Below are 14435 nucleotides of genomic sequence, written 5' to 3' on the forward strand. Positions count from 1 at the left end.
GAAAAACGCTCAGACACTCCGTAATCGATCAACCACTCGACCGTTTCGTGGCTTTTTTCGCTGCTGCCGGTTTCTCCGCAGCCTTCGGTTTCGCAGCCGTCTTCCCGCCAGCCTTGCCCCCCAAACTGCGTTTCAGCAACTCAGTCAAATCAATCACATCCGCCGTCTTACGTTCCTCTTCACCCGTCGCCGTCTCGACATCCTCAATCTTCCCTTCATTGGCTTTCTTCTCGACCAGCGCCATGATCTTGTCTTCAAAACTGTCGCGGTAATCTTCGGGTTTCCAGTCCGCGCTCATGTCTTGCACCAGACGCTTGGCCATGTCCAGTTCGCCCTTGGCCAGTTCGGGCTTGGTCACTTCAGTGCCCAACTCCAGCGTATCCAGACTGCGCACTTCGGCGGGCCAACGCAGCATCACCAGCACCATCGCCGATTCCAGTGGCATCAACGCCGCCAGATGCTGACGGGTATGCAAAACAACGTGGGCGAGGGCGACCTTGTTGGTCTTGCTGAGCGTCTCGCGCAACAACGCATAGACTTTGCCTCCGCGTTTATCCGGCGCCAGGTAGTAGGGGGTGTCGATGTTTTGCAGGGGAATCTGTTCGGCGTCGACAAAGGAAAAGATGTCGATGGTCTGCGTGGATAACGGGTGCGCCGACTTGATTTCTTCCTCGCTGAGCACCACGTATCGGCCTTTTTCGTATTGCACACCTTTGACGATGTGTTCCTTGGTCACTTCCTTGCCCGTGACCTTGTTGACGCGCTTGTAACCCACCGGATCCATGCTGCGGCTGTCGAGCCAGTCGAAATCCACGCCTTGCGAGGACGTCGCCGAGACCAGCGCCACAGGGATATGCACCAGCCCGAAACTGATTGCGCCTTTCCAGATTGCCCGTGCCATGGTCGTCTACTCGCAAGTGATGTGTTCAGGTGACCCGCGGCGCGGCGCAAAAGTTTCAGCGGGCTGCGGCCCGGTCCTGCTGGGCCGTCAACTGGTGTTACATGTTGTGAAAGAGGTTTTAGTTAACAAATCCGAACCCCCGGCGTAGCGTGCTATCGAAGATCCTATCTACGCTGACGCCCGGAGGCCTTCCATGAACCGTTTCGTGCTCGCCTGCACCGCACTGGCATTCAGTGGCCTGTTGAGCAATCTGGCCCAGGCCGACGTTACCTCTTTACTGCTGGCCCAAAGTCCGACGGGCACCGGCAACAACAACCCTTACAACAGCCCGATCCGCCGGGCCAATCCCAATAGCATGCAGGGCACGAAACCCGGCGCTCCGGTCATTCGCGGGCCGAACACCGTTCCCGTGCCGCGGCCGCCCACGCTTGATAACGGCGGCATCGGCAATCGCTATCCCCAGGACCGAACGGTGCCCGCCAGCCCACCCAAATTCATTCCCAATACGCCTCATCGAGACGCAGACACCAGCAACCGTTGAACGGCAGGACAGGTTCTTGCCAGCCATTCGAACGACAAAAGGAATCGTGCATGTTGCGTAAAACCCTCTTGGCCACCTTCTGCGCCAGCGTACTGATCACCGCCACGGCACCCGTTCTCGCGGCGGCGCCCCAGGACATGAAAAGCGAGCAGGGCACCCTTGAGGTCTGGCAAGTTGCCAAGGGCCTGGAACATCCGTGGGCCCTGGCGTTCTTGCCCGATCGCAAGGGCATGCTCGTCACCGAACGGCCCGGCAATCTGCGGGTGGTGGATTACGACGGCAAACTTTCGGCGCCGATCGATGGCGTGCCAAAGGTCTGGGCCAAGGGGCAGGGCGGCTTGCTCGACGTGGTGCTGTCGCCCGACTTCAAGCAGGACCGCACGGTGTATTTGTCTTACGCCGAGGGCGGTGGCGCGGGCGACAAGGCCGGCACGGCGGTGGGGCGAGGGCAATTGTCCGAGGACCTGAAAACCCTCAAGGATTTCAAAGTGATTTTCCGTCAGGAGCCCAAGCTTTCGGTCGGCAACCACTTCGGCTCACGATTGGTGTTTGATCGCGACGGCTATCTGTTCATCACCCTCGGCGAAAACAATGACCGAGCGACGGCCCAGGACCTCGACAAGTTGCAAGGCAAGGTCGTGCGGATCTATCCCGACGGCAAGGTGCCGGACGATAACCCCTTTGTCGGTCAGTCCGGGGTGCGCCCGGAAATCTGGTCCTATGGCCAGCGCAATCCGCAGGGGGCGGCGCTAAACCCGTGGACCGGCGTTCTCTGGGAGAACGAGCATGGCCCGCAGGGTGGTGATGAAATCAACGTCATCGAGCGCGGCAACAATTACGGCTGGCCGCTGGCGACCCACGGCATCAACTACTCCGGTCAGCCAATTCCGGAAGCCAAGGGCAAGACCGCTGAAGGTGCCGTGGCGCCGCGCCATGTCTGGGAAAAGTCCCCCGGCCTGAGTGGCATGGCGTTCTACGACGCTGATCGCTTCAAGGTCTGGCAGCACAACGTGTTCATCGGCGCGCTGGTCAGCCAGGAGTTGATCCGCTTGCAGTTTGATGGCGACAAAGTGGTTCACGAAGAGCGATTGCTTGGCGAGCTCAACAAGCGCATTCGCGATGTGCGCCAGGGGCCGGATGGGTACTTGTATGTGCTGACCGATGAGGACGATGGCGGGCTTTTCAAGATTGGCCTGAAATAACCCGCTCTTGAAGTGATCGTTCCCACGCTCTGCGTGGGAATGCATCCCGTGACGCTCCGCGTCACATCACGAGCGGACGCAGAGCGTCCATGGCGGCATTCCCACGCGGAGCGTGGGAACGATCATCTGGCATACAGGATCACCGCCGCCCGAAGCTTTCCCCGGCCAAAGCTGCACATTTTGTCGAATTCTCCATGGCTGAGCGGCAGATGCTGGCAGTCCATCGGTTGACGATGCTGGCTGTGGTCCACATCGGGGTCGTGCAGGTAAACGAATTCATCGTCGCAATCAGTGACGATCACCCAATGGGGCGCCTTGGAGCGGGTCAGCCGATAGCTGCTGATCAGCACCAGCGGTTGTCCGCCATCGCCAAGCAACCGTGGAAGGTCCAGCGGGCCGCCGATCACTCGCTCCACATCAGTCTCTTCTAACTGTGCGGTGAACTCCTCGTGCACCAAACGCATTACGTCCTTTTTATGCTCATCGCGTACGCCATCGAGAAACAACGGCCCCGCCATACTCAGTTGCAGCCGCACCCGAAAACCCCGTCGCCACCCCGCCAACGCCAGGCCTTGAGGGCTGCAACCGCCATGGCCTGAGGTCATGAACACCGTCGTCGCCTCACGCCAGATTTGCAATTCTTCGCGACGGTCCAGCCATTGATCGCCTTGCAGCGCGCCCATGGCCATCAGCAGGCAAGCCGGGCCGCAGGTGAAGTCGGTGGTTTGCCGGTACCACGGGACCTTGATGTTGCGCGAATCCCGGTGCTCAAGGATGCGTTTTTCCAGGCGCAGCGCATCAGCGTGGTCCTGGTAATAGTCATGAATCAGCGCGAAACGCCGATAGCCGTTGCGCTCATACAAGGCAATCGCTGCCGGGTTGTCGATACGCACTTCTAGCCGCAGGTAGGCGCAATCGTGTTCAAGGGCACAGGACTCGACGCGTGCGAGCAGCTGCTTGCCCAGGCCGCTGCCACGTGCGCCGGTCGCGATTGCAATCGAATAAAGCCGCGCCAGCGAAGTGCCCCGGTGAAACAGCACCACCGCGTAACCGAGCAATTGATCGCCTCGCTGAGCCACCAGCAGCTGGCCGTGGGCCCGAGTGATCATCCACAGAAAACTGCGACTGTTGAGCCGGTCCGTGGTGAAACATTGCTGTTCGAGTTCCAGCAGCGCCGGTAAGTCTTCAACTACCGCCAAGCGAAAGACAGTGTTCATATGATCGCCGTAAAAGTTGCGTAACGAAACGGGACTTTCGAAAAAGTTCGTGCTTAATAGGAAAGGTCTTGTTCTCCAACGGATCAATCACTATGTCAGCGGTACAAGGTCATTGGCGCGAAGTATCCGAGCAAACTTTGCCGGCAGCAACTTATTTAAATGACGCAGGCAGAACTTCCAGTCAGTTGATTATCATCGTCGAGCGCAAAGAAGACTGGGCCTCGTATTTCCCCAGCGAGGACATCGTCAGTGCCCAGGAATACCTCGAACAAACGCGGGACAACGAACAGGGTAAACGGGTCCAGGTGATCAACCTGTGCCGCAGCTACAAGTACCTGGGGCACGGCTATTACTGCTCATTGCTGGCCGAAGCGCGGGGGCACAAGGTCATTCCGTCGGTGCGGACCATCAGCGAGTTGACCAAAAAATCCCTGTACGGCCTGGCGCTGGACGACCTGGATAAACCCCTGGAAAAAGCCCTAAGCAATCATCTTTACAGCGACACCGAAGGCTTTACCCTGACGTTGTACTTTGGCAAAACCAATATAGAGCCGTTGCAGGATTTGGCACGTCAGTTATTTGAAGTGTTTCCGTGTCCGATCTTGTTAGTTGAGTTTAGAAGAACCAATGGCTGGCACATCGAAGGTATAAAGTCCGGCGCCTTGCATAAGTTGCGTGAAGACCAGGAAGATCAATTTGCCAACTCTCTGGACAGTTTCAGTCGCAAGATCTGGCGTGTGCCACGCTCACGACGGCTGGCCCGTTATGACCTGGCCATCCTGCATGATCCGCAGGAAGCCTTGCCGCCCTCCAACGCGAAAGCGCTGGATAATTTCGTACGCGTCGGCAAGACCTTGGGCATTGATGTCGAGCTGATCGAACGCAAGGACTACGCGCGCATCGCCGAATACGACGGCCTGCTGATCCGCGAGACCACAAGCGTCGACAACCACACCTATCGCTTCGCGAAAAAAGCCGAGAGCGAAGGGTTGGTGGTGATGGACGACCCGGCGTCGATCCTGCGCTGCACCAACAAGGTGTACCTGACCGATCTGCTCAAGAGTCACCAACTAGGCATGCCCGCCACTGAAATCCTCTACAAGGATCGACCGGAAGATTTCGAACGGGTCGGCGAGCGCCTGGGCTTTCCCTTGGTGCTGAAGATCCCCGACGGCTGTTTCTCCCGGGGCGTGATCAAGGTCGAAAGTCAGCAAGCCTTGCTCGAAGCGACGGCCGAACTGTTCGAACACTCGGTGCTGTTGCTGGCTCAGGAATTCTTCTACACCGAATACGACTGGCGCATCGGCGTACTCAACCGCAAACCGATCTTCGCCTGCCAATACTTCATGTCCAAGGGCCATTGGCAAATCTACAACCACAAGGCCAAGGGGCAGGACATCAACGGCGAATGCCGCACCCTGGCCGTCCACGAAGCCCCGCGAGCCGTGGTCGACCTCGCCGTGAAAACCGCCAACCTGATCGGCGACGGCCTCTACGGCGTGGACCTCAAACAGTCCGGCGACAAGGTGGTGGTGATCGAAGTCAACGACAACCCGAACATGGACGCCGGCATTGAAGACGCGTACTTGCAGGACGATTTGTATTCGCTGGTGCTTGAGGAGTTCGTCCGGCGACTGGAACTGAAGCGTCGCGGCCAGGCCTGGTGAGCGGCTGATGATCAGGAGCTTTCAACTGGCCGGTGGCGCCCTGCAATCGGTCGAACGGCTTGACGCTGAAGTGATGCTGTTCAGCAACCCCGATGCCGCCGAGCGAGATTTGTTGCACAGCCACTTCAAGCTCGATGAACATGCGCTGGCCTCGGCTCTGGACCCTGACGAGGTATCGCGCATCGAGTTCCATCCCGACAACCTGTTCCTGATCTGGAAGCGTCCGGAGAATTACTCCGGCGCCGGCAGTCTGGCCTTTGAAGTGTCGTCCTGTGGCTTGCTGTTTTCTGCTGAGCGATTGCTGGTGATCGCCACCGACGATGCACCGCTGCACGGGCTCGGCACCCGGCAGCGGTTGAACACGCCGCTGGATGTGTTGCTCGACCTGCTGTTCAACAACATCCATCACTATTTGGGTCACTTGAAGGTGATCAAGATGGTTGCCCGGGAGTTGCAGCAGAAATTCAACGCCTCGATGCAGAACCAGCACTTGATCCAGATGTTCAACCTCAGCGAAAGCCTGATCTATTACATCAACGCAATTCACAGCAACGGCGCGGTGCTGACGCGGCTGCGCAACCACGCGGCCAAGGAGCACTTCAGCACCGAAGCCATCGGCCTGATCGACGACCTGATCATCGAAAACAACCAGTGCTACAAACAGGCGGAAATCTACTCCACGGTGTTCTCCGGGCTGATCGACGCCCGGGGCAACCTGATGAACAACAGCATGAACAACCTGCTGCGCAAACTGACGTTAATCAACGTGGTGTTTTTGCCTCTGAACCTGATTGCGAGCATTGGCGGCATGTCCGAGTTCAGCATGATGACCGGGGACACGCCGTGGTGGGTGTCGTATCCGTTGTTTCTGACGGCGATGATGCTAGGGGCGGGGGCCATGGTGCTTGGGCTCAGGCGCCTGGCGAAATGAAGGTGTCGTCTTTCAGGCCGCCTTCGCGAGCAAGCCCGCTCCCACAGGGTATGCGTCGTTCACAAATCCCTTGTGGGAGCGGGCTTGCTCGCGAAAGCGTCCTCAACAGTGCAACCACTTCTGGATCAACGTTGTTGACGCGCATCACCACAATGCCCACGGTTCTTAAGCCCCCGAACCACGAGGTACAACAACGGCCCGACAGACACGAAAATCGCCGTGATCAACAAATACGGAATCACCGACACCCTCGACTGCCCACGCTTGCGCGCATCCCTGTACATCCAGATTCCCGCCAGCGTCGCCATCATAGGCCGAAGAAAATTGGCCATTGACTTGCCATCAACGCCCGGCTAATTTCCAGCCATGACTTCCACCGTATTGCGCTGCCAGCCAAGCATTATTACCGCCATTCCTTATCTGGCGGGCTAGCTCACGACTGCAGCACCCAACCCGCCCTAGAGGCGGGTTTTTACTTTCTGTCTCCTGGGCCCCAAACAACGTCAGGAGATGACCATGAGCAGCACCCCCGCCCAGCAGGCTTTGCTTGAGCGCTATGTGAAAAAGATTCTCGCCGCGCCGGTGTATGAACTGGCTGTGCGAACACCGTTGCAACCGGCGCCGGCGCTGTCGGAGGCTTTGGGTAACCGGATCCTGCTCAAGCGCGAAGACTTGCAACCGACCTTTTCATTCAAGATCCGTGGCGCTTACAACAAGCTGGTGCAACTGAGCGATGAGCAAAAGACTCGCGGCGTGATCACGGCTTCAGCGGGTAATCACGCCCAAGGCGTTGCGTTGGCGGCGCGTGAGTTGGGGATCGCCGCCACCATCGTCATGCCTCGCACGACACCGGAATTGAAAGTGCTTGGGGTACGCAGTCGCGGTGCCGACGCCGTGCTGCATGGCGAAAGCTTTCCGTTCGCCCTCGAATACGCGCTGCGCCTGGCCGAGCAAACCGGTCGCACCTTCGTCTCGCCGTTCGACGACCCGGACGTGATCGCGGGGCAGGGCACCGTCGCCATGGAGATCCTTCGCCAGCATCAAGGCCCGCTGGACGCGATCTTTGTCCCCGTGGGTGGCGGAGGCCTGATCGCCGGCATCGCGGCGTACGTCAAATACCTGCGACCTGAAGTGCGCATCATCGGCGTCGAATCAGAACATTCCGCGTGTTTGTACGCCGCGTTGCAGGCAGGAGAGCGGGTTGTATTGCCCAATGTGGGCACCTTTGCCGATGGCGTGGCCGTTGCGCAGGTCGGCGCTTATGGGTTTGAGGTCTGTCGGTTCTGTATCGATGAAGTGCTGACCGTCAGCAACGACGAGCTGTGCGCCGCGATCAAGAATATCTACGACGATACCCGCTCGATCACCGAACCCTCCGGCGCCTTGGCGGTGGCCGGAATCAAGAAGTACATCGCTCAAACCGGTGCCCGTGGTCAAACCCTGGTGGCGATCGACTCAGGTGCCAACATCAACTTTGACAGTCTGCGGCATGTCGCCGAGCGCGCCGCGTTGAGCGGCGTTTCAGCATGAGGAGAGGTGGCTTGGTTATTCCTGAACAGCTTTCTCGACCTTGCTCGACGCCGACCAGATCCGGTAGCGGACTTCGACGTCCTTGGGCACGTAGAGCACGATCGGCAACTTGCTGTTGTAGCGAAGCATGAAGCCGTCACCAACCACCGGCACGAACTCTTTTTTACTCTTGCCGTCGGGACAGGCCATCATCGTGCTCATCGGGCCGATGACTTTTTCCAGGCGGTAAAAGGGGTAGCCCCAACCTTCAAGGTTTTTTTCTTCAAGGATACCGCCCAGACGTTGGCGATTGCAGTCCACGGTCAGGGTCTTGCCGGCCAGCACCTCAACCTGGAAGTTTTCCTCCTGGGGCTGCGGCGCTACATGAATGACCTGACGGGTAAAACCGCTCTCAGGCTTGGGGAACGGCGCGACTGTTTCAAGCTTTGCGGCATGAGCCACGCTTGAAAGACTGGCAACAATCAGCCCGACGGTAGTGATACAGGTCAATGAACCCATGAAGCCTCCTTGCGTGTGAGTAGAGTCAGCGGATACTGGAATGACAGGCGCATTCTTACTGTCGACCTCCGCTAATGCAAACCCCGCTCGGGTTGTATGCAAATTGCAGGGCTCAAACGGCCCTTTCTTGCAAATTGCATGAGGCCGTTTATAGGCATGTCCGTTAAATCATTGATTTACCGATGAGCTGCACGGCGAAATTCGCGGCATGTTTTATGCTCATTCAGGTCTTGAGTTGACCGGGACAGTATTGAGTCAGCTTGGAACGCGAGGACGGTCTGGTGTTTGAGACGTAGAAACCCCGCCTTAGGAAGAAAAGCGGGTGATTTCAGCACGGACCAACGCTTGAATTTATTTGGCAATCTCACAATTAGGAGAGGGTCGCCATGTTTCTTTCTGCCTTGGAACTACGCAATATAATTGAAAGCAGTTTTCTGCCGAAACGCTGCCAATGTACGCTGTCGCCGGACCTGTCGATGACCATCAAGGTGTATTCAGATCGTGAAACCGATCACCTCGACCTGTGCGTGACGGGAATAAATGCCAAACAGCTCAACGGATGCCGGGAGATCGGCGACTTGATCGCAGGGCTGCGCTCAGACATGGAGCACCAGTCCCACGCCGAGGCCCAGCCTTTGCACTTGGACAGGAAAGCGCTTTAACCCGCAGTTTCGAGTTCTGCTGACACGCGCCGGGTCTGGACAAACCCCAGTCCCAGCGCCGACTCGACCACCACCGCCAGCAATATGCCCGGCCCGGCATGGCCATTCAGCCATTCGCCGAAACCCAACACTGCCAGACCAATACAGCCGACGGTAAACCCGGTGCTCAGCGCATGGCGGGTGACGGACGGCGCCTCGTTGCGAACCAGATAAAACATCACGCCCAACGCCGCGAACAGCACTGCACTGCGCCTGGCGACAAAACCTGCCGCAGACGAATACTCAATACTCCAGATCGCCAGCAATACGTCCGGCATCAAACCCCAGACCAGGGCCAGCAGAAAACACAGAAGGGAAGTGAAGGTCGACAGGGTGCGAAACGATAACTGCATGGCGGATCCTTGCGGCAGTGAGGGACGCGCCAAAGCATAGCGTCTGATCCCTCACAGGAGTACCGCAAAGTGCAAAATCAGACCTTTCGGTCAGTTCTGATAACTGCAAGCGTCAGAAAGCTTCCGGTAGCTGATTTCTTCAGGTTTGCCTGACGTATCGATGTACTTCATGTCAGCCGTTATCACTTTGCATTCCGGCGTGCTCGGCTCAGTCAGGGCGACCACTTTGTCGATGTTCAGCGGCATGCCGTAGTGATACGGGGTGGCTTGCGAGGACGACGTTTCGTTGGCCTGCGCAAGACCGGTAAACGCGGTGCAGGCGAGGGCGGAAGTGATCAGCAGCGTGCGGATGTTCATGGGGCGATCTCCAGTGCAGACGTTGAGTCAGCTCGACGGATTGGGCGTCGAACCTGCCGCACTGGGCGTCAGAGGAACCTGAGGGACTGGGCGTCAGAGGAACCTGAGGGCGTGCGGTCCAGTAAAGTCTTGGACCGCGGGGTTAACGTTTGGTTAACCCGGCTGAACGCCGCCTGTCGCGAGAGCGTTTCTGTCAGACGTTTCATGTGGGAAACGATCTACGGGATCTTCGGCTTGGTCCTACAAAGTCAGTTGCCTTGTCGACTTCCGCCGGATGGGGGGCAGCGTTTACTGTTTGGACTCGCTGCAAAATCAGCGGACAGGTTTGGTCACCTGATAACACCGCACATATATGTGCCCTCATTCGCGCTGCGGACTTCTACGTCCTCGTAGTGCGTTGTAATGGTGGCTGTGTGCGGGACGCCTTCGGGCGAGCCGATTGGGTGTTGTCGGTTGACCAAGCCTGCACACAGCCGCCCCCCATCGTTTGGTCACGGTGCTGGCGATTACTAATTAATACCCGAGTAATGACTATGCCTACGCTAAACCCGTTTCCCGATCGCTACCGTTCAATCAACAGCAGCGTTACCGACTCGAAACCTTTGGTGATCGACACCGAAGCCAATCCCCAAGACATTCTCGAAGCCGCCTTACAGCGGGTCCGGGCCGCCAGCCAGTTACTTGAAACCCTGCATTGCCAATGTTTCAAGCACGGCGATGTTCAAGACATTCCGCACATTACCCATGCGCTTTACCTGCTGACTCAGGATGGTTTTGATCTGTTGCAGGTGGCTCAGCAGCGGATGATGGGGTGGAAGGCGCCTGTCTGACCTCTGACGTTTACAGACAATCCAGCGTCCGGCAGCGCTGGATTTTTCATGGCAGGGTGTTTTTCTATTTGATGCCTACTTGAGGCGTACGACCTTGAATCCACGGCCATTAGGCACGACGTCACTGCCGGCAGCCTCGTCCGGTTGACCTTTGCCTGACACATAGTCATAAACCAAAAACTTCGTAGACACTTCATTCCCGATATTTGGAATGACCAGTCGCATCTGCTGCTGTCCCAGGTAGAGATAACGGGGCAGGGCTTTCTCGGCAAAATCGATTCGCTCGATTGAATGGCTGACCGGGTTTTTGCGTAAAACAACGCCCTTTAAATAGGGCGAGCCGTAGTTCATAACAAATATCAGGCTCAAGGACGCGCACTTGGCCATGACGACTTCCCCGACAAAATCGGAGTCAGGCATGTCGGTGAAAGCAATTTGTGTTTTTTTATCGATGTTGACTCTTAATCGCTGGCCTTCAGCGTCTGTCTCGGCCAGTAAAGATACGCTTGTCCCGTCAGACAAGGGGCAGTTGAGAATAGACTTGCTTTGTCCCGCATAGGCGGTAGGCCCTGACAATGCGGCGATTAAAAAAAACCATGCTTTGTTCACTTTAAGTTGTCCCTAAGCACTTGCATTGAATCAGGCTTGGCCGCGAGCTTTGTTGCGCACGCACTTATTTTTTTATAATAAACGCCGTTGGAAAGGCCGCGGTATTTTTTATAAGCCTCTTCGATTGAGCTGGAAATATCTATCCAGTACTGCATGTACTCCGTACCTATTTGAATATTTTTGGCTTCATCGAAAAGAGCGCCGCTTTTGTAAAAAGCCTCGCCATCAGCGAAAGCCTGTTTTGTCAGAGGGTCGCTCGGCATATGACCAAGTTCTTTCTTTTTTCGATATTTGTAAACTTGCTGTACTCCCTCCAGCTGCATCTGCAGCAGACCACGAGCATTATGGCCCGCGCCGGCTTTCGCATCGAAGCGCGACTCCATATAAATCTGGCATATAACAGTATTTGTATCGATCGTTGACTTGTTATTGGCTTCAACAAGCGCTCTGATTTCCTTCAGGCGCTTACTATCATCGACCATGACTAAGGCTGGTTTTTTGTCAGCTGCCGGAGTCAACGCTTTTTGAGTTGTGGCCAACGGTTTTTGTTTGGGCATATCAAGCATCCCATCCTGGGTTGATTGGGGGAATGTCGTCATAAATCTCAACTACAGCCATTTCTGCTTCTGTACTTTTGATTTTTGCCGTTCTACCTTCATCGTTGGTGCGTCCCGTGAGGCTTTTACCGGAAGACGTTTTGATCACATAAGGGAAATTTTTCAACGGCAAACCTGAGGTTTGATCAGTAATCAAAAAATCCAGATCGTGATCCGTTTTCTCCGGGACTATTTTTCGCTCTAAAAGTTGGCCGGCACTAGCGATTGCAGCAGCGAGCGGAATCGAAGGGATTAACGCTTGTATACCTGAACCCACTCCCGGCGAGCCCCCGGTATTCACCTTCACCTCAGCCCCACTGATCGTCACACCCCCCGCATCCACCTTGACGAAACTCCCGCCAGCCTTGGCCGTTAGTTCCATTCCGCCTTCCATCACCACCTTGTTACCCGCGTGGTAATGAATCTCCTGACCCGCCTCGACAAATTGCGCTGTCCCCACCTTCACATGCTGGGTCACCGCCACGGTCAGGTGATCATCCGCCCGCGCTTCGGTCTTGCGGTCCAGATGGGTGATGCGGTGTTCTTCAACCTTGAACTCGCTGAAAACATTGGCCTCAACCGTGTCATGGCGTTCATTGCCGATGCGGATCTTCTGGTCATGCTCAATGTTTTCGTCCCAGTCGCGCTGGGCATGCAGGTAGATCTGTTCCGCACCTTTCTTGTCTTCGATACGAAACTCGTTGTAACCCTTGCCGCCCGGTGAGCTCAGGGTCTTGAAGGTGCTGCGGGTCTTGTTGGCCGGCAGGTCGTAGGGGACGACGTTTTCCTTGTGGAACAGGCAGCCGGTGATCAGCGGTTGGTCGGGGTCACCTTCGAGGAAGGTGACGAGGACTTCCATGCCGACGCGCGGGATGGCAATGCCGCCGTAGGCACTGCCGGCCCAGCCGGTGGCGACGCGCAGCCAGCAACTGGTCTTGTCGTTGGCCTGGCCGTCGCGGTCCCAGTGGAATTGCACTTTTACGCGGCCGTATTCATCGCAGTGGATTTCTTCGCCCGGCGGGCCTGTGACGATGGCAGTCTGGCTGCCCAGGACTTTCGGTTTCGGGTGATCGAGGGCAGGGCGGAAGTGCGCGTCCCACGGGGTGGCGAGGAAGGTATTGCGGTAGCCCTGATGGAAATCGTCTTTGTTGTGGGTGACGTCGCTGGTGACGTTTTTGCCGAGTACTTGCGGCTGCTTGCCTTCGTGCACCACTTCGAGCAACAGCCAGAGGTCGTTCCATTCAGAGCGCGGGTGTTCACTCAGGGCCATGAAGTGGCCGCTGACCAGGGTGGGCTCGTCGCCCTTGCCTTCGGCCAGTTTGTAGTCGCTGCGGTGACGTTCCAGCGCGCGGGTCGCCAGTTGTTTGCCGCGTGCACGGTCGGTGAAGCGGCCGGGGTAGTCGTAGTCTTCGAGATCCGGTGCGAAGGTGCTCTTGGCGGCGCCTTCGGGCAGGATGCGTGGCTTTTCGAAGTCGTAATCGCGGCGGCTGACGCGGGAGGTGCGGGTTTCCAGGCGCAGGTTGAAGCGCTTGATCACCGGTTTCGTGGCGGCCATGCCGGAGTCTTGCTGGTAGGCCACGGGCGACAGTTTGCGGAACACCGTCTGGTCATCGCCGAACACCAGTTTGTGGCCGCTGGCGCTGTGCTGGAAGTGGAAGTGAATGCCTTCCTCTTCACACAAGCGCTGGATGAAATGCAGGTCGGACTCGTCGTACTGCACGCAGTAATCGCGTTCGGGGTAGATCGCGCCGAGCTGGAAACTGTAGGCGTCAGCCAGGATGCCGCGCGCCTCAAGTACCTGGGCGATAATTTTCGGCACACTTAAATGCTGGAAGATCTGCTGGTCATGGTTGTGACGCAGGTAGGCGAGTTGCGGGACCAGGCTGATGCTGTAACGCGTCAGGCTCTTGCCGGAATCGCCTTGCTCGATGCGATAGACCAGACCGTGGATGACGCCTTTGCCGGTAGCGCCGAAGGTCAGGCAGCCTGGCTTGTGCAACAACTCTTCGAGTTTCAGGTCGGGACGGGCGCTGACCAGTTCGATGTCGAAACAGAACGGCTGGTTGAGGGTTTCGCGACCGACGAAGCTGAGCACTTGCAGGTCAACGGAAACGCCTTCCAGCGTCAGGGAAATATGGGTTGCGTTCGCGTCCAGCATGCCTTTAATTCCGTCCTTTGAATAAGCTGGTGCGGATGGTGCAGCATTAAACCGCCCCGTTCAAGGCGCAAATGCCGTAGGCGTGGATGCGTTGTGCTATCGGGGAAACCCTTAGATACAGGGTTTCGGCCAATGATTGCGGGGGATGTTTGGTCATCCTTTGCCGAACTTCACCGCGTCACACCCCCGTGGTGACCAAGAATCGATAGTCATTTTCAGACTTAAGTCGTTCAAAGCGCTTAAAACTCCTTAAAACCCCTCTGCCGTCATTGCCTACTGATCATTCCCACGCTCCGCGTGGGAATGCTTCATTGGATGCTCCGCGTCCGCTTTTGGGACGCAGC

At 57.1% G+C, this 14435-nt stretch carries 14 protein-coding genes and 2 pseudogenes; 7 read left to right on the forward strand and 9 right to left on the reverse strand.

What is annotated here, in order from left to right:
- Window positions 1–28 precede the first annotated feature (28 nt).
- A complete protein-coding gene (gene ku / locus ACA072_RS13870; protein WP_497624786.1) occupies window positions 29–901 on the reverse strand; it encodes a non-homologous end joining protein Ku in 873 nt (290 codons plus the stop codon).
- 193 nt (window positions 902–1094) lie between these two features.
- Between ku and ACA072_RS13875 the strand changes: the two genes are divergently transcribed.
- Complete coding sequence (locus ACA072_RS13875) at window positions 1095–1442, forward strand: hypothetical protein (protein WP_497624787.1); 348 nt, start codon at window positions 1095–1097, stop codon at window positions 1440–1442.
- Between the two features lie 50 nt (window positions 1443–1492).
- Window positions 1493–2644 (forward strand): PQQ-dependent sugar dehydrogenase, encoded by a 1152-nt coding sequence (locus ACA072_RS13880; protein WP_497624788.1) that lies wholly within the window; start codon window positions 1493–1495, stop codon window positions 2642–2644.
- Between the two features lie 122 nt (window positions 2645–2766).
- Here ACA072_RS13880 and ACA072_RS13885 read toward each other — a convergent pair whose 3' ends face one another.
- Window positions 2767–3861: a peptidase C39 family protein gene (locus ACA072_RS13885; RefSeq protein WP_497624789.1), complete on the reverse strand. Its 1095-nt coding sequence runs from the start codon at window positions 3859–3861 to the stop codon at window positions 2767–2769.
- 92 nt (window positions 3862–3953) lie between these two features.
- On the opposite strand from ACA072_RS13885, the gene ACA072_RS13890 reads away from it, so the two are divergent.
- Together ACA072_RS13890 and ACA072_RS13895 are read left to right on the forward strand one after the other, a co-directional pair.
- Window positions 3954–5528, forward strand: coding sequence for a RimK family ATP-grasp domain-containing protein (locus tag ACA072_RS13890; protein WP_497298982.1), 1575 nt, complete (start codon window positions 3954–3956; stop codon window positions 5526–5528).
- Window positions 5529–5535: 7 nt separating this feature from the next.
- Window positions 5536–6459 carry a magnesium transporter CorA family protein gene (locus ACA072_RS13895; RefSeq protein ID WP_497624790.1) on the forward strand — a complete coding sequence of 308 codons (924 nt, stop codon included), beginning with the start codon at window positions 5536–5538 and terminating at the stop codon, window positions 6457–6459.
- A 125-nt stretch (window positions 6460–6584) separates the two neighbouring features.
- Here the strand turns inward: ACA072_RS13895 and ACA072_RS13900 are convergent.
- Window positions 6585–6770: pseudogene (locus ACA072_RS13900) on the reverse strand (DUF2834 domain-containing protein); the annotation flags it as partial.
- 199 nt (window positions 6771–6969) lie between these two features.
- On the opposite strand from ACA072_RS13900, the pseudogene ilvA reads away from it, so the two are divergent.
- Window positions 6970–7971 (forward strand): annotated as a pseudogene (gene ilvA, locus ACA072_RS13905) (threonine ammonia-lyase, biosynthetic); the annotation flags it as partial.
- 33 nt (window positions 7972–8004) lie between these two features.
- On the opposite strand, the gene eco reads toward ilvA, so the two are convergent.
- Window positions 8005–8487 (reverse strand): serine protease inhibitor ecotin, encoded by a 483-nt coding sequence (eco, locus tag ACA072_RS13910; RefSeq protein ID WP_497624791.1) that lies wholly within the window; start codon window positions 8485–8487, stop codon window positions 8005–8007.
- Window positions 8488–8873: 386 nt separating this feature from the next.
- Here eco and ACA072_RS13915 point away from each other — a divergent pair, with 386 nt between their 5' ends.
- Window positions 8874–9149, forward strand: coding sequence for a DUF1652 domain-containing protein (locus ACA072_RS13915; RefSeq protein ID WP_497624792.1), 276 nt, complete (start codon window positions 8874–8876; stop codon window positions 9147–9149).
- Here ACA072_RS13915 and ACA072_RS13920 read toward each other — a convergent pair.
- Window positions 9146–9541, reverse strand: a complete 396-nt coding sequence (locus ACA072_RS13920; RefSeq protein ID WP_497624793.1) for a hypothetical protein — start codon at window positions 9539–9541, stop codon at window positions 9146–9148. The two genes, ACA072_RS13915 and ACA072_RS13920, sit on opposite strands and share 4 nt — an antisense overlap.
- A gap of 90 nt (window positions 9542–9631) precedes the next feature.
- Complete coding sequence (locus tag ACA072_RS13925; protein ID WP_497624794.1) at window positions 9632–9898, reverse strand: DUF2790 domain-containing protein; 267 nt, start codon at window positions 9896–9898, stop codon at window positions 9632–9634.
- Between the two features lie 533 nt (window positions 9899–10431).
- On the opposite strand from ACA072_RS13925, the gene ACA072_RS13930 reads away from it, so the two are divergent.
- On the forward strand, window positions 10432–10728 hold the full coding sequence (locus tag ACA072_RS13930; protein ID WP_497624795.1) for a hypothetical protein: 297 nt from the start codon (window positions 10432–10434) through the stop codon (window positions 10726–10728).
- Window positions 10729–10803: 75 nt separating this feature from the next.
- On the opposite strand, the gene ACA072_RS13935 is transcribed toward ACA072_RS13930, so the two are convergent.
- Genes ACA072_RS13935 through ACA072_RS13945 form a run of 3 tightly spaced genes read right to left on the reverse strand, consistent with a single transcriptional unit; the run spans window position 10804 to window position 14091 of the window.
- Entirely contained in the window at window positions 10804–11337 is a 534-nt protein-coding gene (locus ACA072_RS13935) for a hypothetical protein (RefSeq protein ID WP_497624796.1), read from the reverse strand.
- On the reverse strand, window positions 11334–11894 hold the full coding sequence (locus ACA072_RS13940; protein WP_497624797.1) for a lysozyme family protein: 561 nt from the start codon (window positions 11892–11894) through the stop codon (window positions 11334–11336). Before ACA072_RS13940 ends, ACA072_RS13935 begins: the two co-directional genes overlap by 4 nt.
- A gap of 1 nt (window position 11895) precedes the next feature.
- Window positions 11896–14091: a type VI secretion system Vgr family protein gene (locus tag ACA072_RS13945; RefSeq protein ID WP_497624798.1), complete on the reverse strand. Its 2196-nt coding sequence runs from the start codon at window positions 14089–14091 to the stop codon at window positions 11896–11898.
- Window positions 14092–14435 lie beyond the last annotated feature (344 nt).

Source organism: Pseudomonas sp. LBUM1656 (genome assembly GCF_059716065.1).